The 20,643-nt window shown below is 35.4% G+C and carries 17 protein-coding genes, 1 tRNA gene and 1 pseudogene; 6 read left to right on the forward strand and 13 right to left on the reverse strand.

Annotated features, from left to right (window positions below; genetic code table 11):
* Positions 1 to 3: 3 nt before the first annotated feature.
* Positions 4 to 1,146, reverse strand: a complete 1,143-nt coding sequence (gene wecB / locus H3T48_RS06090) for a non-hydrolyzing UDP-N-acetylglucosamine 2-epimerase (protein ID WP_198188886.1) — start codon at positions 1,144 to 1,146, stop codon at positions 4 to 6.
* A 413-nt stretch (positions 1,147 to 1,559) separates the two neighbouring features.
* Here wecB and H3T48_RS06095 point away from each other — a divergent pair, with 413 nt between their 5' ends.
* From H3T48_RS06095 to H3T48_RS06110, 4 genes and pseudogenes are all read left to right on the forward strand, one after another.
* Positions 1,560 to 1,796 carry a DUF2188 domain-containing protein gene (locus H3T48_RS06095; RefSeq protein WP_198188887.1) on the forward strand — a complete coding sequence of 79 codons (237 nt, stop codon included), beginning with the start codon at positions 1,560 to 1,562 and terminating at the stop codon, positions 1,794 to 1,796.
* A gap of 293 nt (positions 1,797 to 2,089) precedes the next feature.
* Positions 2,090 to 2,327 (forward strand): annotated as a pseudogene (locus H3T48_RS06100) (DUF961 family protein); the annotation flags it as partial.
* 292 nt (positions 2,328 to 2,619) lie between these two features.
* Entirely contained in the window at positions 2,620 to 3,033 is a 414-nt protein-coding gene (locus H3T48_RS06105; protein WP_198188888.1) for a polyketide cyclase, read from the forward strand.
* A complete protein-coding gene (locus H3T48_RS06110; protein WP_198188889.1) occupies positions 3,033 to 3,491 on the forward strand; it encodes a MarR family winged helix-turn-helix transcriptional regulator in 459 nt (152 codons plus the stop codon). The genes H3T48_RS06105 and H3T48_RS06110 overlap by 1 nt, the downstream gene beginning before the upstream one ends.
* Positions 3,492 to 4,119: 628 nt before the next feature.
* On the opposite strand, the gene H3T48_RS06115 is transcribed toward H3T48_RS06110, so the two are convergent.
* From H3T48_RS06115 to H3T48_RS06155, 9 genes are all read right to left on the reverse strand, one after another.
* Complete coding sequence (locus H3T48_RS06115) at positions 4,120 to 5,025, reverse strand: NHL repeat-containing protein (protein ID WP_198188890.1); 906 nt, start codon at positions 5,023 to 5,025, stop codon at positions 4,120 to 4,122.
* Positions 5,026 to 5,748: 723 nt separating this feature from the next.
* Positions 5,749 to 5,821, reverse strand: a tRNA-Arg gene (locus H3T48_RS06120).
* 51 nt (positions 5,822 to 5,872) lie between these two features.
* Positions 5,873 to 7,201, reverse strand: coding sequence for a PTS sugar transporter subunit IIC (locus tag H3T48_RS06125; RefSeq protein ID WP_122034603.1), 1,329 nt, complete (start codon positions 7,199 to 7,201; stop codon positions 5,873 to 5,875).
* Positions 7,198 to 8,439: a DEAD/DEAH box helicase gene (locus H3T48_RS06130; protein ID WP_198188944.1), complete on the reverse strand. Its 1,242-nt coding sequence runs from the start codon at positions 8,437 to 8,439 to the stop codon at positions 7,198 to 7,200. The genes H3T48_RS06125 and H3T48_RS06130 overlap by 4 nt, the downstream gene beginning before the upstream one ends.
* Complete coding sequence (locus H3T48_RS06135; protein ID WP_198188891.1) at positions 8,436 to 9,143, reverse strand: GH25 family lysozyme; 708 nt, start codon at positions 9,141 to 9,143, stop codon at positions 8,436 to 8,438. The genes H3T48_RS06130 and H3T48_RS06135 overlap by 4 nt, the downstream gene beginning before the upstream one ends.
* A gap of 120 nt (positions 9,144 to 9,263) precedes the next feature.
* The gene (locus tag H3T48_RS06140; protein ID WP_198188892.1) at positions 9,264 to 10,265 is read right to left on the reverse strand and encodes a D-2-hydroxyacid dehydrogenase; all 1,002 of its coding nucleotides are present in this window, start codon (positions 10,263 to 10,265) and stop codon (positions 9,264 to 9,266) included.
* Between the two features lie 207 nt (positions 10,266 to 10,472).
* Positions 10,473 to 11,657: an amidohydrolase family protein gene (locus H3T48_RS06145; RefSeq protein WP_198188893.1), complete on the reverse strand. Its 1,185-nt coding sequence runs from the start codon at positions 11,655 to 11,657 to the stop codon at positions 10,473 to 10,475.
* 349 nt (positions 11,658 to 12,006) lie between these two features.
* Positions 12,007 to 14,079, reverse strand: a complete 2,073-nt coding sequence (locus H3T48_RS06150) for a glucose PTS transporter subunit IIA (RefSeq protein WP_232349893.1) — start codon at positions 14,077 to 14,079, stop codon at positions 12,007 to 12,009.
* A gap of 16 nt (positions 14,080 to 14,095) precedes the next feature.
* Positions 14,096 to 14,788: an N-acetylmannosamine-6-phosphate 2-epimerase gene (locus H3T48_RS06155; protein WP_122034592.1), complete on the reverse strand. Its 693-nt coding sequence runs from the start codon at positions 14,786 to 14,788 to the stop codon at positions 14,096 to 14,098.
* Between the two features lie 140 nt (positions 14,789 to 14,928).
* Here H3T48_RS06155 and H3T48_RS06160 point away from each other — a divergent pair, with 140 nt between their 5' ends.
* Positions 14,929 to 15,744: a MurR/RpiR family transcriptional regulator gene (locus H3T48_RS06160; protein WP_198188894.1), complete on the forward strand. Its 816-nt coding sequence runs from the start codon at positions 14,929 to 14,931 to the stop codon at positions 15,742 to 15,744.
* A 53-nt stretch (positions 15,745 to 15,797) separates the two neighbouring features.
* On the opposite strand, the gene H3T48_RS06165 is transcribed toward H3T48_RS06160, so the two are convergent.
* The 3 genes from H3T48_RS06165 to dcm all read right to left on the reverse strand — a co-directional run bounded on the left by H3T48_RS06165 (position 15,798) and on the right by dcm (position 19,030).
* Positions 15,798 to 16,283, reverse strand: a complete 486-nt coding sequence (locus tag H3T48_RS06165; protein ID WP_198188895.1) for a prolyl-tRNA synthetase associated domain-containing protein — start codon at positions 16,281 to 16,283, stop codon at positions 15,798 to 15,800.
* Positions 16,284 to 16,304: 21 nt separating this feature from the next.
* Entirely contained in the window at positions 16,305 to 17,516 is a 1,212-nt protein-coding gene (locus H3T48_RS06170) for an MFS transporter (RefSeq protein WP_198188896.1), read from the reverse strand.
* Between the two features lie 227 nt (positions 17,517 to 17,743).
* A complete protein-coding gene (dcm, locus tag H3T48_RS06175; RefSeq protein ID WP_198188897.1) occupies positions 17,744 to 19,030 on the reverse strand; it encodes a DNA (cytosine-5-)-methyltransferase in 1,287 nt (428 codons plus the stop codon).
* Positions 19,031 to 19,119: 89 nt separating this feature from the next.
* Between dcm and H3T48_RS06180 the strand changes: the two genes are divergently transcribed.
* The gene (locus H3T48_RS06180; protein WP_198188898.1) at positions 19,120 to 20,571 is read left to right on the forward strand and encodes a Sau3AI family type II restriction endonuclease; all 1,452 of its coding nucleotides are present in this window, start codon (positions 19,120 to 19,122) and stop codon (positions 20,569 to 20,571) included.
* The last annotated feature ends 72 nt before the right edge of the window (positions 20,572 to 20,643 follow it).

Here is a 20,643-nt window from a genome sequence, read left to right on the forward strand (position 1 = left end):
TTTTTATTCAAAATCTTTTGGTCGTTGCCCCTTTTTATCAGAAAAGTAATAAGCAATTGCATCCATAATGCGGTCTGAAGCATGACCATCACCATATGGATTCTTCGCATTAGCCATTTTGTCATAGGCACTTTTATCTTCTAATAATTGCAGCATTGCTGCTCGAACTTCGTTAACCTGAGTTCCAACCAGTTTCAATGTTCCAGCCTTGACACCCTCTGGTCGTTCAGTAGTATCACGTAAAACTAACACAGGTTTGTTTAAGGCAGGTGCTTCTTCTTGAACACCACCCGAATCTGTCATAATAAAGTAACTGCGCTTAGCTAAGTTATGGAAATCAACCACGTCAAGTGGTGCAATCAAGTGAATGCGAGGATCATTGCCTAAAATCTCATGAGCTACTTCTTGCACCTTAGGCGACATGTGAACGGGATAGATAATTTCAACATCATCGTGACTATCCACAACTTCTTTCATCACCTTAAAGACACGTCTCATCGGTTCACCCTGATTTTCCCGTCTGTGCATTGTTACTAAAATCACTCTATGATTTGGCTCAATTAAATCGAGCACCTTGTGATGATAGTCATCTTTGACCGTTTCTTGCAAAGCATCGATAGCAGTATTACCAGTAATAAAAATATTATCAGCTTGATGATGCTCACTAAGCAAATTTTCTTTACTCAACTTAGTTGGTGCAAAGTAAATATCTGCTAAGTCATCCGTCATTTGGCGATTCATTTCTTCGGGGAAAGGTGAATACTTATTCCATGTTCTCAAACCGGCTTCGACGTGACCGATAGGTCGTTGCTGGTAAAAACTGGCCAAACTCGCTGCAAAACTAGTCGTTGTATCACCGTGCACCAAAACGATATCAGGTTGTTCCTTAGTAATCACATCAGCCAATTTAAGCATTACCTTTGAAGTAATTCCTTCGAGTGACTGGTTCTTTTTCATGATATTAAAATCATAATCTGGTTTTATATTAAAAATTTCTAGAACCTGATCTAGCATTTCGCGATGTTGCGCAGTAACGACTGTTACCTCATCAAAACGCTCATCTGCCTTTAGTTTCAGTACTAAAGGAGCCATTTTTATTGCTTCTGGTCTCGTTCCAAAAACCATCATTACTTTTATTTTAGTCATAAGTGCCTCCACACTAATAATATTAATTTCACAAGAAAAACTCAAGTCATTATGCTTTAATAATTAAGAGGAAATAGAAAGCTGGTAAACTAATGCAAAATCACTTTGGACTACTTTTAATCACTGCCTTTTTAATCATCATTGCTTGCTTCTTTCTAGTATTTAGTTTCGATAACCGGCGTGCAAAGCAAAAACGGTTATTACTTTTGACTGGCGCAGTTATCTTATTTATTATAATCGGTATTCTAACCAAGCTAATCTTAAGCAATCCTCTACTTTAATTATTTTTAGAGTAGGGTTTTTGCAAAAGAGTGCTACTCATTTTTTCCGAGTTTTTAAATGTGCATCTTTCAACTATTAATTGGTAGCTCGTTGTATAATCACAATATAGAGTAAGAAAAGAGATGAGCAAAATGAGCAAGGAAGAAACCACTAAAAATGTTTGGGTTACAACTCACGGTGACCAATGGGCAGTAAAGATTGCTGGTGAAGCCAAGCCACTTAAAGTCTTTGACCGCAAAGCTGATGCAATGGAATTTGCTAAAGAACGGGCTAAAGAAGAAAAGACTGAGTTAATTAGCCAAAAACGAGATGGTAAAATTAATTTGAAAGATTCTTATGGTCATGATAGTCGTAAAACAAAAGGCTGACTTTAATAGCTGAACTTAAATCAACTTTATAGATGACAGTGACTTCTATATTCTCATTCATTATGGTTACAGCATTAAATAATAGTTGATACTCTCAAAACCTATTTAAGTTAATATTTTAATTAACCAAATAGAACACTTTTTCTTTATTTATATATAACAAAAAAACTGATTTCCAAACTGGGAATCAGTTTTTTAATACTTAAAATTAGTGGCTCCGTTAATTTAATGAGTAAACATATACCGCACCATCTGGCAAGCTTGATACATAAAAAGAAACAAAGTAAACATAGATAGAATCAAAATACGTAATATCAAATATGGAAAACATTCTGTATTTTAGAATATGCTGGTGAGGGTAATGTCGAACAACGTCAAATCAATGGCAGACGAACAATTCTCTCTCGAAGTTACAACTTATACTCAACGATTCAAATAGCTGACGACATCGTGAAGCTATTACCTGCCAACGCTGGCGAAAAGCACTCTGACTATAATGCCGAAATGGAATTAATCAATCCAGTAGCAACCTAAATAGTTGCTGACGTGGATTCGTATATCAAGGTAGATGATATTATTTTGTAGAAATGACAAGGCATTATCCTGCCAAAGCAGAAACAGAATCAAGTTAAAAATAAAGAAAAAATCTGATAAAACATAGCAAAATCTTCCTATACCAATGACCTTTGATGACAACTATCTCTACGTCTTCGACAATATGTTATACACTTAGATAAAATATTGTATTTACATTTATTATAAGTACATTTATAATAAGTACATGCAGTATTTTCTGCTAGTTATTAAGAGAGAGGTAGTAAAAATGGAATTTAGTTTTATGACGCAAGTGAATGCATCAAAAGAAAAGATTTGGGAGTATTATGCGGATATTCAAAAATGGTATGTTTGGGAAAATGATTTAAAAAACATAACTTTGGATAACGGATTTAAGACAAATTCAACAGGAATAATGGAATTAGAGGGAATGCCACCAATGGACTATGTTTTAACATCTGTTATAGAGAACCAATGTTTTTGGGATAAAACAGATACACCATTGGGAAGCATCTTTTTTGGACATGAGATTTTTGAAATTGACAATGATAGCGTAAATATTAAACATACAGTCAGATTAGTAAGCGATGATGTTACTGATGAAAAAATTGATTTCTTAAAAAATGTTTTTGCAGATGTGCCTGATTCAATCTTTTCATTAAAGAAAGTAGTTGAAGCTTAATGGAGAAATTTCCTTCAAAATACAAGGATAATTCAGAAGCTTCTTCCGGTCTTTTGTTTATGCGGACGTATAATAAATGGCATGGAGAAATCAAACGACAACTAAAAAAGATACATCTAACACACCCTCAATTTGTGGTTCTGACATCTCTTGGTTATTTATCACAGCAAGAAAAAGAAGTCACACAAGTTATGCTTTCAAGAATTAGTGGAATGGATGTAATGTCCATTTCTCAAATTATTGGAGCACTCGAAAAAAAAGAATTAATTACTCGAAAAGAAAATTCGAAAGATACTAGAGCAAAAACTGTTAGTATTACAAAAGCCGGACAAGCTATTTTAGAAAAAGCTATTCCTATAGTAGAACATATCGACAGTGTCTTTTTTGGTTCATTGGAAAATAGAGAGCAAACTTTTATTGAGCTATTAAACCATTTGAATACGTATAATTTCGAGTGATTAATTCATTTACATTTTTTATATTTTTTAACAAAAAAAGCAGTCTGTCTATAAAGATTGACTGCTTTTTTGTACCTTGGAAGTAGGGACTCAGATTTTTTAAACACAAAGGGAAACGAATACAAGCAAATGAAAAAAGTGTACTCCATCATACAGCACTTGAAACTTTTGGTGTGGTTGTATTATTGGTAATAATACAATTTCATCTGAACTTCTTCTTGCAAGCAAATTGGGAAACTATCACTTTTGAGGAAATTCTCTTATTACTACAAACTCGATACTTTTTTGGAGCAGTGTAATCATTGCCCCTTTTGTATGCCTTGGAATCAGAATCTTTTTTTATAAATACAAGATTGGTTCCATAAAACAACTGGAACACCGCCAAAAGCTCGCATGATACTACAAAACGGCTGGTATGAATCATAAGAATCACAATCTGATGAAATTTTTAAAGACATGCCAATCTCAGAGCTATCATCCATTTCGCTAAGAGGTACTATTACTGAAATATAGCTTCATTCATGTCAATGTGTAAATCACTATGGGAAAGTATCAAGACCAGCTTTTACAGCTAGAACGAAAACTGGATTGTATTGTGGGCTGGTAGATAAAAACTTCTAATTGAGTATTAATTTAATGAGTAAACATATACCGCATCATCTGACCAGCTTGATACATAAAGTTGATCATTATGAGCACGCACACCTACGCAACCACCAATTTTATCAGCAATAACTTCAGTTGAACCGTCTTTAGCAATTCTTCTGACACAATCACCACCATTGTCAGCGGCAATTATCTCGCCCTTAGCTGTAATGTCGATGCCAACGCCTGGTCTTGCAAAACCTTTTGAAAATACTGAAACTTGTTTATTAGTGTCAATTTTGAGCACACTTCCACCGTAGTTCGTGACAAACAAATTGCCTTGAGAATCTTCCACTACTCCAACTGGAGTTTGCATTTTATTCGAAATAATGGTCTTTTTGCCTTGAGGATTAATACTTACTATTTCATCACTACCACGGTTAGTAACAAGTAAATTCCCTGCTTTATCAAATGAGATACCTGTTGGTGTACTCAAATTATTAGCAAAAGTAGTCTTTTTACCATTTTTATCTACCTTAAGAATGACATCAGCACTATAGTCAGATACATACAAATTGCCACTCTTGTCGAAAGCTAATCCTGCTGGTGAACTCATGCCAGTTACAAATTTTGACTTTTCACCATTGCTCGATATTTTTGTTACTGAATCTCCACCCCAGTTTGAGACATAAAGGTTATTCTCTTTATCAATTGCCATTGCTGTTGGAGATGAGAAGCCTGTGTATTTTTTAATCAGTTTCAATTTTTGGTCCCCTTTCTGACTGCCTTTTTTTGCCTTTTTCACTTTTTTGACCTTTTTGGTCTTCTTTTTCTTACTGTAAACTTTGGTGCTTAGTTCCACGTCACCTAGTCCCATGTCGTTTGTGCAAGCAGCTAAACTGCCTAGTAGACCTAATAAGACTGTTATCTTAGCCAAGCGCTTCATCATTTTTAAAAATCTCCTATTATGTTCTTGTAAAGCATCATTTGCATAATGAAACTTATTGTTATAAGGATAAATTTAGCTATCCCTATTTACACTGCTAACTATTTTGTCATAATCGTATTTAGCATCACCATCAGTCACTTTCTCAAACACTGTTTGAGTTGTAACTCGTATTGGTGGATCTATTTCATTTGTTCGAAAACTGGTGCTCCAGTATCTAAAAAGCCTCCTATTCTTGTAGATTCTTATAATAGTAGTCTATCTGCTGGAGTTAACTCCATGTCAATTAAATTTTGCATTACAAAAAATCTATGCTTTTTACAACATGAATTTTTCCATTTATTTACCTTCAACTCGTTTCCAAACAGTGCTTAAGTTTAAGTATTTTACTAAATCACTTATATAGCGCCATTTTGAAATCATCCCGTTTGTCATAGTCAATTGTTACTCTTTGCAACGATGTACGGTACTTGAGTATTCTCTCCACCTACACAATCTATTTGTTCTAGTTTTAATATCAGAACTTGAAGTGGAGCTAACTCTAGCATATTTTCATCATAATTGGCGTAAATATGATAATAATGACCCCCAATTTTTCTATTCTCTATAATCAAAATAAATTGGAAAAACAATTGATAATCACTACTACAATTAACTAGTCAGAACAAAAAAACTGGTTCCCTACTTGGAAATCAGTTTTTCATTTTCATCGTTTCTCATTTTTCATGACCCCGGTGAGATTCGAACTCACCTCTACGGTTTAGGAGACCATTGTTCTATCCAGATGAACTACAGGGTCGCAACAAATTAACTTTACCAAATTTAGTTGATAAAAGCCAATTTTTTTAGATTAATATTGCCGTGTGAAATATGGACTTGGATTGTTTGAATCCGCAATTTTATCTGCCGCAAAAACAAAAGGCGTCCAGATTGCCAGCGCAATTAACATGTTAATAATACACAAAACAATTGCACGCCAATCATAATTGCAGGCTAAGAACGGTCCAATAATTGGCGGCACAACTGCAGGAACCGCAGCTTGTACTGGGTTTACCAAGCCCAACATGGTCACCCAATATGAAAATGCAACATTGACGATTGGGGCTAAAACAAAGGGGATGAAATAAACTGGATTAAGCACGACTGGCAATCCAAGAACAATTGGCTCGTTGATGTTAAAAACAGCTGGAGCCAATGCAACTTTAGCGATCGTGCGGTAATCACTTCGTTTAGAAAATAGTAAAATCGCTACAACTAACATCAAAGTACCACCTGCGCCACCAAACCAAGCAAAGGCATCAAATGAGCCCCTAACCCAGAGATAAGAAGCAGGTTCACCATTACGTACCGCAGTTACGTTAACATTCTGGGCTGTTAACCAAATTGAATCAAGGATTGGAGCCCAGACTCCCAGCCCATTAAGTCCAAAGAAACTAAAGATTTGGACAAACAGCGTTACTAGCAAGACCATACCAAAGCCCTGGCCAAGTTTTACAAGCGGTGTTTGGATGGAATTTAATAGCCAATTACCAAAATAAGTACCAGTAATTGTTTGAAAAGCAAAATTGATCATGCCAACACAAAAGATGGCAATAATTGCTGGGATCAATGAATCAAGCGCCATTTGTTCTGCATATGGTAAAGTAACCGACATATTCAACTTAAGTCGCGCTTTTACACAAAAAGCAAAAATTGAAACACCGATTGAACCAAACAAGATTGCGGTAAAAATTCCGGTAGTTGAAAACTGCGAAATGTCAAAAGTGTGCTTAACTGAAATAGTCCGGCCATTTACCCGCATTTTGGTTAAGTTGGCAATGCTCATTGCTAAGGAGGACAGGGAAACAATTGCCCCTGCAATTGGGTCAACTTCCATACTTTTGGCTAAATGATAACCGAGTGACATAGACAAAAAGAGTGCAAAAAGTGCAAAGGTTCCTCGCCACACCACATTGCTAATCAAAGCGAGCGGACTCATCAACCAGGCGAAAGTTTCCCAGCCCAAGTTAACTCGCGCAGCTTCAATCAAGCTCTTAATTAAAACCGCAAGCGAACCAGCAATCGTAATTGGCATTACAGAAACGAATGCATCACGTAAGGCCACTAACCAATGGGTCTGCGCCAGTTTATTTGCTAGTGGTAATATGTAGTCTTCTAACCAGGCTACTAATCGACTCATTTTTTCTCCTTTTTCTTTAAATAATGTGGATGATATCCCTTATTCTTACGATTCTTGTTTTTACGCTTTTTCTTTTTAGTAGGCTGCTCAGGCTGAACTGTCTTTGTAGCAGCTTTGGATGCTACTTCTTGCTCCTTTGGCTGTTCAGTCGACAATTTGTGCTTAGCAAAATAAACTCGCTCAATTTGTGTTGTATCTATTAATAACTTTTTGAGATCACGCAAATCATGGTCATCCCCAAGTGTTACAACATAGCCCTTGGCTCCCATTCGTCCGGTTCTTCCGGCGCGATGCAAGTAGGTATTTGTTTCACTAGGAATATCATAGTTGATTACATAGGTTACTCCAGGTATATCCAAACCGCGAGCAGCTAGGTCTGTTGCAATTAAAAGTCGTGTTCTACCAGCCTTAAAATCGCTGAGTGCTTGCTCTCGTTTTTGCTTGCCAAACTCATTTGCTAGTAAACCAAATTTGGTTTTGGTATGACCAAGGATACCAGCAAAACGCATCATTGTCTGATTGGAATCGAAAAACAAAATCCCTTTAAAGTGATCCAATCTCATTAAGCGCTGAATAAAGTCAATTTTATGAGCATTATCAACCTGCAGAAAGGAATTTTTTACTGTTGTGCTTTGTTTTGCCCGCACATCGACCAGTTTAAAAGGACGATCAAACAATTCAGCTGCATTTTGCGTAATCTCTGATTCAGTTGCTCCAAATAATAAAATTTGAGCATTCGGTAACAAGTTTTGTCCTAATGAACTTAGCAATTCCATTTTGCTGAATTCAAGAATATCGTCAGCCTCATCAATGACTAAAGTTTTGATTTGTTCAACTTTAATACGGTTACTTGAAAAAAAGTCAAAGAAACGTCCTGGAGTAGCGACAACAACTTCAGGATGTTTTTTCTTTAAATTGTCTTCCTGTCGTTGCCGATTACCTGAGCCGACCAAAGTAATACCAGTAAGATCTAAAGCATGAATGAAAGGATTAATTGCATGTCTGATTTGCACTGCAAGCTCCGTTGTAGGTGCAAAAATAATCAAACTATTTGGCTCACCCTTAGTGATTCTTTCAAGCGTCGGTAAAGCATATGCCAACGTTTTTCCCGTTCCCGTTTTGGCCAACGCAATACAGCTTTCACCCTCACTAATTAACTGGTTAGTTTCTTGTTGGATTAAAGTTGGTTTTGTAAAACCTAATTTAGTTAAAACTGTTTCGATTTCTTTTTTCATTATTGTGTTAACTGTCCATATCGTTGTTTATACTGCGTTACTGTCCCATTATATGCGAGCATTGCAACGCCATTTTCTAAGCCGCTAACCGATTTTACGCGACCGTTGTTAGTGTAGCGCCAAAAAGAATATTTCATCTTACTTGGTGCTTTTTTACCATTAGTAATAAATAAAGTTCCATCAGGGAAAAAGGTTTTATACCTGATATTAACATCAACCATAACCAATTTGCCGTGGTTTTCCAGCATTCTGACAAACTGAGCCATCTGTTGTAGATAACGGTTACTATGATCGTCAACTGCAGGTTCAATCAAGATAGGTAAGCTGCCTGTGTTCAAACCGACTTTTTTCATGAAATATTGATAGTGCTGTTCCGGTGTAGACTCATTACTGTAAGCGATACTGGTGCCAAAAGCCATTTTGGTGCCTAACACCTGATCGCGATAAGATAAGTAATCATCATCAAAATATGAACGTCCTTGCGTGCTTCTGAGATACACAAATGAAATACCGTGATCTTGTAATTCATGCAGGTCAACATATCCAAAAGTTTGATTTAGTTCCACACCAATTGCACTTGAATTTGAGTCGGAAGGCAATGTTGTTTGATTGCGAAAATTAAGTACACCTGCTACAAGTCCACCAATTGCAACTATTAACAGTAAAATAATTGCTGGCAACGTATATTTGTGATGAAATCTACCCATCCTGATCTCCGACCTTTATCTATTAGTTATTATACCAATATTTTTATTATAATTGACAATAACAAAATATGATACCAGGACAAAAAAAGACTAACAAAAGTTAGTCTTTCTTGATTGCATCTATTCATCAACTGGATATACTGGCTTCTCACCACTTAAAACACGTTTAGCATCAGTCATACTTTGGTTAACCATGTTTTTAACCGAAGTCTTAGTGTAGTATGCAGAGTGCGGTGTGAAAACAACATTTGGCATTTTGACCAATTCTTGATAATCTTCTGGCAATTCTGAAATGTCATTGAATTTCTTCATAACAATTGCTTCTTCGCCAGTCATAACGTCAAGCGATGCTCCAGCAATTTCATTATTTTTCAGAGCAGCAATTAAATCTTTGTTGTCAACTAAAGGACCACGCGCAGCGTTAATTAATACCGCTGTGTTTTTCATTTCCTTAAATTCCTTAGCGCTTATCATACCCTCTAAATCAGGTGTAAATGGCGTGTGCAAAGATAAAATGTCGGATTCTTTAATAACCGTTTCAAAGTCCGTGTACTCGAGGAAAGCTTCATTGGCAGGATTTTCAACAATGTCGTAACCAATAACTCGTGCACCTAATGCATGAAAAATTTCAGCTGTGGCACTCCCAATTCGTCCCACACCAATGATACCAACGGTTTGATTATAGATTTCGTCGCTCATCAAATTGGCTTCACGCACAAAATTAAAATCTTCCCGTTCATTTTTCAAGATTGGACCCCACTTGCGTAGCAAGTACATTGCAGAAGTTAAAGTGTTTTCAGCAACTGCTCGTGGCGAATATGCAGGAGTGTTAGTAATAAGTAAATGATATTTATGTGCATAATCAAAGTTAACAATATTATAGCCAACTGAGCGTAATGCAATATGTTTTATGCCATACGAAGCTAATTTGCGATAAACTTCTTCCTCATCAAGATCAAAAACTTGCAAGACACTAACAACGTCAAAACCTTCAGCTTGTTCAACTGTCTTTGCATCTAGATCATCATCAGTAGTTTGCAGATCGTCGTCAGGATGTTCTTTATTCCACTGGTCAACGTAAACCTTTTGTTCAGGGGTCATACTGTATAGTAAGGCCTTCATTAAATAATCCTCCCTTTTGGATAAATTGTGATATCTACCATTCTATCTAAGATTAGTGAAAAATTAAAGATTTATTTGAACAAATCTAGATTTAGTTTTATGACTAAATAATCTAAAAGTTTTGAACTCTTTTTTGCTAAAAATAAAAAGAGATTACTAATCATCGTAATCTCTTTCGGTGTTTGCATTTATTTGGATAACGGCAAATTAATACTCACGACGGCCCTTTTTATAAACTGCCTTATCTTTTTGAACAACTGCTTCAATTTTTTCTAAAGGATTCTCATCCAAAACAAGGAAGTCAGCGTATTTGCCTTCAGCTAGTGAACCATATTCATCATCAATTTTCATTAATTTAGCAGAATTATAACTCGTTTGTAATGCTTCATGGTTAGTAAAGCCTTGCTCAACCAAAAGTGGCAATTCCTCAGGCGTCATTGTAAAGTCGTTAAATGGCGTTCCTGCATCTGTACCCAAAGTAATTGGAACTCCTGCATTTTTAGCATTAGTAATGTTACCACGCAAGTCTTTCCATGCAGCTGCGATTTTGTTCATTTCCCAATCAGGAATTTTACCTGGCGCATATTCGATAAAGGCCCAAGCACCAACAATTGTTGGTGTTAAATATGTACCCTTCTCAAGCATTAACTTGATTTCTTCATCGTTAACGTAAAAACCATGTTCAATACTGTCAACACCAGCTTTGATGGCATTCATGATCCCTGGATTACCTTCAGCGTGTGCAGCAACCGTTAAGCCTTTGTGGTGAGCTTCTTCTACAGCAACGTGAATTTCTTCTTCACTCAACTGTGGGTCATCCATGAAGTCATTTTCAGTCATGACACCGCCAGTTGCCATTACCTTGATTGTTTTGGCGCCTCTTTTGATTCCTTGTCTGACTGCTTTGCGCATTTCATCAGGTGAATCTACCAAATGGCCAAAATTAGGCATGTCACCGTGACCACCAGTCATTGAATATGGCCGACCAGAAGGTAAAATCTCTGGTGCTTTAGTGACTTTACCCTGCTCAATTAGCTTGCTTAAATAAATATCAACATCATAACTGCTTCCACATTCGCGAATGTACGTTACGCCTGATTTTAATAAATCATGCAAGTTACTTAAAGCTTGAACTACTGCAGCTACTTCATTGTTATCTGTTCCACCATCAGCCGTTTGTGGATCCATTACAACATGCGTATGGCAGTTGATTAAACCAGGAATAATAAATTTTCCTGCTAAATCAACAGTTTTATCCACTTGAGGTATTTCACCTGAACCAATTTTGGTAATTTTTCCACTTTCATCATCAACTACTAAGTAGTTGTTTGCATGAATTTGATCATCTTCGCCAGTATAAATATTGGCATTGACATAAGCTGTTTGTGACATTTGAAATCCTCCAAACTAAATAAAAAAGCACTCATCCCTAATATAAGGACGAGTGCTTCGCGTTACCACCTTTAATTTTTTTATTACTCACGTAATAAAACTCACTAGCTATCAATCAATAGCTTGCATTTATAACGGCTGCAGCGCCGCTAACGGCTAACTATCACCGTTAGTCATCAATTAAAGCCCATGTTCATTAACTGCTATCGGCTGGCTTTCACCACCTGCTAGCTCTCTTTCACGATACCAAGAAAATTACTCTGCTTCTCAAGATGAAATATTTAATTATATTTTAATTTAGCATCTGAATTGGCATGTGTCAATAGCTCATTAATTAAAATTAGTTGGTTTATTTAGTTATAGCTTCAAACACTTTTTTGCCTGCCTTTACAGCCGTTCCTGATTTAACAAGATCTTTAGCTTTGCCGACATGTTCAGCTGAATTAGTGATTACAGTTATAACGGTTGTCTTTTTACCTGCATCAGTAACTTGCTTACGATCCATTTCTACTAACTCAGTAGTTGGTGTCACTTGGTCACCTTCATTTATTTTGATTGTAAAAGGCTTACCTTCCAAATCAACAGTATCGATTCCAAGATGAAGTAAAACTTCCAAACCTTCAACAGTCTTAAAGCCAATAGCATGCTTAGTGTTAAAAATTGAAACTACCTGTCCGTTTACAGGACTATAGATTTTATTACTATCGGGTTCAACTGCAAAACCTTCGCCCATTATCTTCTTAGAAAATACTTCGTCATCAACTTCCGAAAGGTCCTTATACGTACCAGAAACAGGTGCAGCAAAACTTACTTTTGTATTTTTTAATGTATCTGAATTCTCAGCTTCTTTTTCACTAGAATCTATCTTTTTAGCCTCAGGTTTACTGTTGGGATTAGCCAAAATATCATTGATTTCCTGGCTATAAAGATCTGCTTTTCCACCAAAAATGGCCTGAACTCCTCCAGCAACTTTTAGTACACCAGGAGAGCCCAATTGCTTGAATACTTTCTCATTAACTTGGCTATTATCGTTTAGTGCAATTCTTAATCTAGTAGCACATGCAGAAATTGTTTTAATATTGCTTGCTCCGCCTAAGGCAGCAATTATTTGAGTTGATTCATCATATAACTTGTCACCTGTTTGTGCGACATCATTATTAACAACAGTTTCTCCATTATCTGAGTCATCCTGCATACCAGGAATATTAACGTGGAATTTTTTAATACAAAATGTGAAAACTGCAAAGTATAAGAAGAACCAAACTACACCAATTAGCAATACATTTGGCCAATTAGTCTTGTCTTTTCCTTGCAAAACCCCAAATAAAAGATAGTCAATTAAACCACCTGAGAATGAATTACCAATTCTAATATTCATAATATCAGCAAGATAAAATGAACAACCATCTAAAAATGAGTGAATCAAGTAGAGCCATGGAGCAACAAATAAAAATGAATATTCCAATGGTTCAGTGATTCCTGTTAAAAATGAAGTCAAACCACCTGAAAGATAAAGTCCACCGTCTTTTTTACGGTTAGCTTTTGGTAAGCAAAAGTACATTGCTAAAGCTGCACCCGGTAAACCAAACATCATTGTGGCAAAACGACCAGCAAAAAAGCGAGTTCCGTAAGTAAACAAACCATGGAAGTTAGGATCTGCTAATTGGGCAAAGAAAATATTTTGTGCACCAACAACTGTTTTTCCAGCAACTTCAGCCGTTCCACCTAAAGCGGTATACCAAAACATTGGATAAATCGTGTGGTGCAATCCAACGGCTCCAGTTAGTCTCAATAAGAAGCCATAAAGGAAACTTCCGAAACTACCCATTGCAGCAATAGCATGACCAGCTGTTGTCAGCCAACCTTGAATAGGAGGCCAAATCAAATAGAAAATTGCTCCAATAAAGATTGCTGCAATTGATGAAATAATTGGAACAAATCTTGAACCACCAAAGAAACCTAAAAATTGTGGTAATTCAATTTTTCGATAATGATTATGAAGATAGGCAACTACCGAGCCAATTACAATTGCTCCCAAAACACCAGTGTCAATTGTGTTCTTAGGGTTAAACAACTGTAATAAACCGGAAATAGTGGCAGTATATACCAAGTAAGCAACGCCACCTGCAAGACCTGCTGTCCCTTTATCTCCTTTAGCAAGACCTACAGCCAAACCAATTGAAAAAATTAATGCAAGATTACTGAAAACTGCATTTCCAGCAAAATTCATAATCTTTAAGGTGTTTTGTAGCCATGCTTGATTCAATACTGGAAAAGCTGAAACTGCTGCAGCATTTGTCAACGCTCCACCAAGTCCAAGCAACAACCCAGCAACTGGTAGAATTGCAATTGGTAGCATAAAGGCTTGTCCTAACTGGGTAAACCACTGACCAATTGCAGAAAATTTATTATTCTTAGTCATTTTTAATCCTCCTTAGTTAACTTTTAAAAACATCCGTAAATGTCTTGGCAATTTGAAGTGGTCTTGTAATTGCACCACCTACAACAATTCCTACGGGATCTATTTCAATTACTTTCTTTAGTTCTTCTGGTGTATGAATCTTACCTTCAGCAATTAAAGGCATACCTGCTGCGACAATTTTTTGAATCAAATCATAATCTGGTCCATTTATATTTTCGCTTTCCTCTGTGTAGCCAGCTAAAGTCGTGCCAACAAAATCCATTCCACAATCATATGCATTCTTTGCTTCTTCAAAATTAGAAACATCCGCCATAAACAGTTGATCTGGGTATTTATTTTTTACTTCACTGATAAAATCATTTATCTGTTTCCCGTCATGTCTTGGCCTCAAAGTACAATCAAAGGCAATAACTTCCACACCAGTTTCAATCAACTCATCTATTTCTTTCATTGTTGGCGTTATATATGGTTTTTCTGGTGGATAGTCGCGTTTGATAATGCCAATAATAGGCAAGTCAACGACCTCCTTTATTTCATCAATGTCTCTAATAGTATTTGCTCTAATTCCAACGGCACCAGCCTCTTGTGCAGCTTTCGCCATCAGCGGCATTACTCCACCTTTTTCTGTATAGAGCGGCTCTCCAGGCAAAGCCTGACAAGAGACAATTAGACCTCCATGGACTTTATCGATAAAATCTTTTCTCTTCATATGTATTTTTACTCCAAAAATAATAAATTCTGAAGTTTTCCTCCCAAAAACAATATTATTATTTTAGAGCTATAATTGCAATCGTTTTCTTGAAAAAAGCTGTTATAATTTTAATAAAAGCAAAAGGATTATTATCATTAATGAACTTCATACAATTATTCAATCAAAACAAAGATCATCTAACTAAATCAGAAGCAAAATTAGCTAATTATATTGCTACTCATCAAGAACGGGTAATTTATGACACAATCAAATCGCTTAGTGAAAATACTCAAACCAGTGATGCAACAATTATTCGTCTATGCAAAAAGTTAGGCTTTTCAGGTTTTTCCAACTTAAAAATTGCATTAGCGCAAGAGTCAATGACGCAAAGCAACACGAATAAAAATAAGAGTGAATTTTATTCTGACAGCGCCAACTTATTAGTTGATTCAATAAAGAAAACAGAGAATTTGATTGTGCCTGAAAAATTGCAAGCAGCAGTTAAATTACTTAGCAAAGCAAAAAGGGTTTATCTTTTTGGCGTTGGACATTCCGGTGAATCTGCCAACGACTTTGCTAAGACTTGGCTCAGGATAGGCTTAATAGCTCACGCAGAAGTTGATCCCCATCTTCAAGTCCAAATTAGCTCTTTGTTGAGTAAAAAAGATGTTGTCGTAGGATTATCACTATCTGGCCATACTAAAGATACATATGACTCGCTTAAGTTAGCTAAAAATAATGGTGCTGGCATTATCACAATTTCAAATGATCTTAACTCACCAATTGCAGAACTCGGTGACGTCCAACTTCAAACGGCTGTCAGCGAATTTACTAGTATTGGTTCAGTTTCTGGCCAAGTCTCACAGCTGTATCTTTGTGATGTACTCGCTCGTGGCTATGAATTATATGCAAAAATTGATACACGAGAAATAAAGGAACAAGTTCTACCTGAAATTCTTAAAAAAGAAATCTAAACTAAAAAGACGCAGACTAAATAGTCTGCGTTTTATTTTTGTTTACCTTTATGTTACATTCCCACCACTTTAATTGGATTGCCTTGCTTTTTAATCACTGCAAGCAAGTCCTGGGGATTTAACCAAATCGTTGCAGTATTGTCATTAGGATGAACGGCAATTCTAGGCTGGTCTGCAAAGTACTCATCCAAATAAAATGATACTTCACGCTTTTGATCATTTAACAAACCTAAGGGCGTAACTGAACCTGGAGTCAAATCAAGTTTTTCTTTTAAGTCAGCTGGTGAGGCAAAACTAAGTCTTCTGGTATCATTTTGCTCGCGAAACTCAGCTAAGTTTACCCGCTTATCACCCTTTACAGTCAGCAGGTAATAATTGCGCTTTTTATCATCTCGCACAAACAAGTTCTTAGCGTCTGACTCAGGATGAGGAAGAGAAATTTTTTCCATTTCTGCCATATTAAAAACGGCTTGGTGCTCAACTATCTCATATTCGATTCCCAATTGATCAAGATATTGCAAAGTTTCTTTTTTGTTCATTTAGAAAACCTCAAAAATCTATTATTTTTTATTTTGATTTTTATTTGTCCGCATAATTAATAAATATGCAGTTACAATCATCATAACCGTTATCAACGAGACAGCAATGAGCATATTTATTGTGCCGTATTTTTGAATTACTGCACCAATAACTGGATTAATAATCATTGTAGCTAAACTAGTAGAGAATGATAGTCCAGAAATAAAAGTAGCCCTGGATTTATCTGACACCCATAAATTTAACATTTGCATTACTACTGGATCGAGGATGTCTAAAACAATATATAATAAACCAGCACCTAGTAAAAACAAATACTTCGAGCCTTGAATTTCTAGTCCTGTTGCGGCTAGTAAAACAGCAATTATTAAAACCGTTAAAGATGAAAATTTCATTTTTACCAATCGGTAAGATTGAGCTGCTACTAACCCACCAGCAAAACTATAGATCATAAAGACGCTTCCGTTAGCAGAAGCATCAAAACCTAATTTAGAAATATAATTGGGCAATAGCATAAATATCGCATTTTCGACCGCAGTTACTATAATCATAATTACAAAGAGAAACAGAATGTCTGAAGAATGAATCATATCCCTAAAAACTGATAAAATACTTTTTAGCATATCAGTGTAAGTCTCGTGCTCATGATCTACGTTTTCAAATTTTTTGGACTCTTTAGTTAAAGCAATAACGGCCACTGCACCTAGGAGAGAAAGTGATTGAAACAAGTATGGAAATTTATCATTTTGAGTAAAAAGATAGCCTCCTACTGCAGTTGCAACGCCTAAAACAATTGAACCGATTAACTGCCTATTTCCTCGTATTTTACCATAGAGCTGTTCATCCCCATCCTCACGAATACCTTCGTAAAAAAAGGCCTCATCTGCACCACTCAATAATGCATTTCCCACACCTTCCAGTGCAAAGGAAACAGCAAGTAAAGGGAAAATAATATTTTTCGGGCAAAACATTGCCATAACCGTTAATAGTGGTGTTGTAATTAAAACGGCTAAACCAGTCAAAACAACAGTTTTGTTTTTAAACAGATCACCTAAAATTCCACTCGGTATTTCAGAAAAAAATTGTGCAAACATAAAAATTGATTCTAGTAGCGCAAACTGAACCAAACTTAGTTTTAATACTTGTACTACAAACAAAATGCTAATAATTCTGGAAAACCTTAGATTAGTAAATGTAGTGTAGAGATAGTATTTAATTGTATTATTAATCTTCATTTTTATTTATTAGTAGCTAAAATAGCCTCACTATCTTCTTTCTATTATATTGAATTTACTCTTAAAAATGCCGTTTATTTATAAGGATTTAATTAAATTCAGATTAGCATAATTGCCAAAATAAGTAAAATTGACTAGGCTTTTGAAAAAAAACACCAGACTAACTATAGCCTGATGCTTTATCAATAATTTATATATTCCAGTAAAAAACTAAAAAATTAAAATATCTAATCATATTCATTTACTATGCTCTTTATTCCAAGACCTATGCGTTTAATCACTGTCGTAACCAAAGCGTTACCCATAAAGAACATTCTCATTCTATCAGAAACTTCTTCTACTTTGCCATCTACTAATTTATATTTAGTCCAATTATCTGGAAAATCCTGTAGTCTTTCTGCTTCGATAGGTGTCAAAATTCTATATTTCCCATTAATTTTTAACCAGTGTGTTGATCTATTTACTGTTCCTTCTGAAGTGAGCATTGTTCTTCCAGGAAGTGATAAATCTTCATACGGAGACATTCCTCCTTCACTGTAAGTATAGTTATGACCTTCAGCACTGGTACGCTGAATTCTCTTTGGTCCCCTTAAATAAGCAAATTTAGCAATTTTAGACTCATCAGTTATATAGTATTTCGAATCCACTTCATTTTCAGGTTGCAAAATTTCACCTAGTGCCGTTGGAAATTCGTCTCCACGTGGAATTGAGTCTATTGTATAGTATCTACCATGCCGCATTATCCCAGTATTGTAGACCTTTCCAGAAAATTCATCGGAAGTATTTACAATATCATTTGGTAGCATGTAAGATGCTTGCCGCTCCTTATATAAAGTATGCTTTATAGGAAATTGTTTTGCAAACAACCCTTCACTAAAAAGTATTTCATCATATTTTTTTGCTTCATTGCTTATACTAGTATTCTCATATTTCTCGTCCAAATGTTTAGCATATGGTAAATCATTTCTAAAAACGAAAAAGTAAACACGTCTTCGACGTTGTGCTCTACCATAATCTGCAGCATTGATAACACGCCATTCTACTGAATAATTCAAGCTGTTCAGTGCACTTAGCATAACTGCAAAGTCTCTTCCACGTTGTTTAGCGGGGGACTTCAAAAGCCGATCAACGTTTTCAAAAATCATATATTTTGGATTTATATTTCTTGCAGCACGAATAATCTCCCAAAATAATACTCCCTTTTTTCCTTTGATTCCCATTTCGTTTTTTATGGACCTTGCAACGGAATAATCCTGGCATGGAAAACCACCCACAATCATATCAGCATCCATAGAGCCAAATTTTTCATCTGTTATTTTAGCAACATCTATACCTATATTTTCCGAGTCTGGAAAATGATAGTCATAAACTTCAAATGCATCTTGACTCTTTCTGGCTGGTTCAAATTGATTCGACCATTTGGTTTGAAATAAATTCTTGTCGGCATTTTCAAGGCCAATGCGAAATCCACCTACACCAGCAAACAACTCTAGGACATTTAATTTATTGGTCATTGAGATTACCCCTCACTTATAAAGTCACTGTCATTATTATATAATGATTCAATAAAAAGATCAACAGGGAAAAATGGAGATTACAATGTATGAAATTTAAAAGTAAAGAGCAGGTACACGAGCGGGCTAAAGGCATTATTAATATTCCTCGAAAAGAGCTAATTAAAGAACTTAATTTAAATATTAAAGGGGATAAAAATGCTATGGGCGACATTTTTGAAGCCTGGTTTGGTAAGCCTAAAGATTCTGCAAGTGAACCAGACCTTGGCGTAGCCGAACTTAAGGCTACACCCTATGTAAAATTAAAAAATGGAAATCATAGTGCAAAAGAACGATTAGTTCTAAATATAATAAATTATGAAGAATTGGATAAGGAAAAATTTGAAACTAGTCACTTACTTCAAAAAAACAAAACTATGGAAATAGGATTTTATGAATTTGACAAAAACAAGAAAAAAGATGATTGGTGTTTTTCAAATTGTTTACTGTATGAAATAGAAAAAAATAAAGTTGATTTACAAATAATAAAAGAAGACTGGGAAAAAATCCAATCTTTTGTTCGAGCAGGTAAGGCAGAAGAAATAAGCGAAAGTCTAACCACTTACTTAGCTGCTTGTACTAAGGGAAAAAACAAACATTCCCTTAGGAGCCAACCTCATTCTGACAAGAAGGCTATGCAACGAGCTTTTTCATTAAAAAGCAGTTATATGACAACTTTACTTAGAAAATATGTTTTCAAAGATGAAGTGTCTGATTCAATCATAAAAGACTATAAAGAGTTGGATAATCAAACTATTGAACAAGTCATTGAAAATAGGTTTGCACCATATATCGGAAAAAGTGTTGACTGCTTAATAAGTAAATTAAACATTGATAAAAGAAAAGATAACCGTAAAGGTAACTATAATGTAGCTATTATAAATAAAATTCTAGGGATTAAAAGTGAAAAAAACGATGAAATTCTTGCAGATGAATTATCAAAAGCATCAATAATTCCTAAAACTGCTCAATTTGATTACAAGCAAAAAAACAACGAAAGTTTAAGATTAGTAGACTTCAAATTTTCAAATCTTGTAAAACAAAATTGGGAAGATGTAGACGGTAATCCTGAAGCAGATTTAAATATATATTTAAGTGAGAGCGAGTTCATGCTTACTGTTTTTCAAACTGATAAAAAAAATCGCAATTATCTTAGAGGAGTTAAATTCTTTAAGATTCCTGTAAATGAAAAGGATCATGAAATTGAAGAGGTATGGGCAGATACTAAGGATACCATTAATGAAGGAGTTTCACTCGAATATAATGTTAAAACTAAGCAAGTAAAAAATAATTTTATTAAGATTTCCGACAACCGCATTATTCATATACGCCCACACGCTGGAAAAAGTAGCTATTCCAAAGATGCTAATTCAGATTTTCTTCCTACCCCAGCTAAATGGAAAAATAAGCCAGATAATTATGAGTGTAATCGTATGACTAAACAGGCTTTTTGGCTAAACAGTAGTTATGTAAAAAGAGTAGCCAAGGATGTCTTAAAGTAATAATTATCTTCTTATCACACCATAGTTTTATTATGCAGGATTTGTCAGCAACATGATGTCTATATAAATTAT

The organism is Lactobacillus sp. M0403 (assembly GCF_016101265.1).
GTDB classification, from domain to species: Bacteria; Bacillota; Bacilli; order Lactobacillales; family Lactobacillaceae; genus Lactobacillus; species Lactobacillus apis.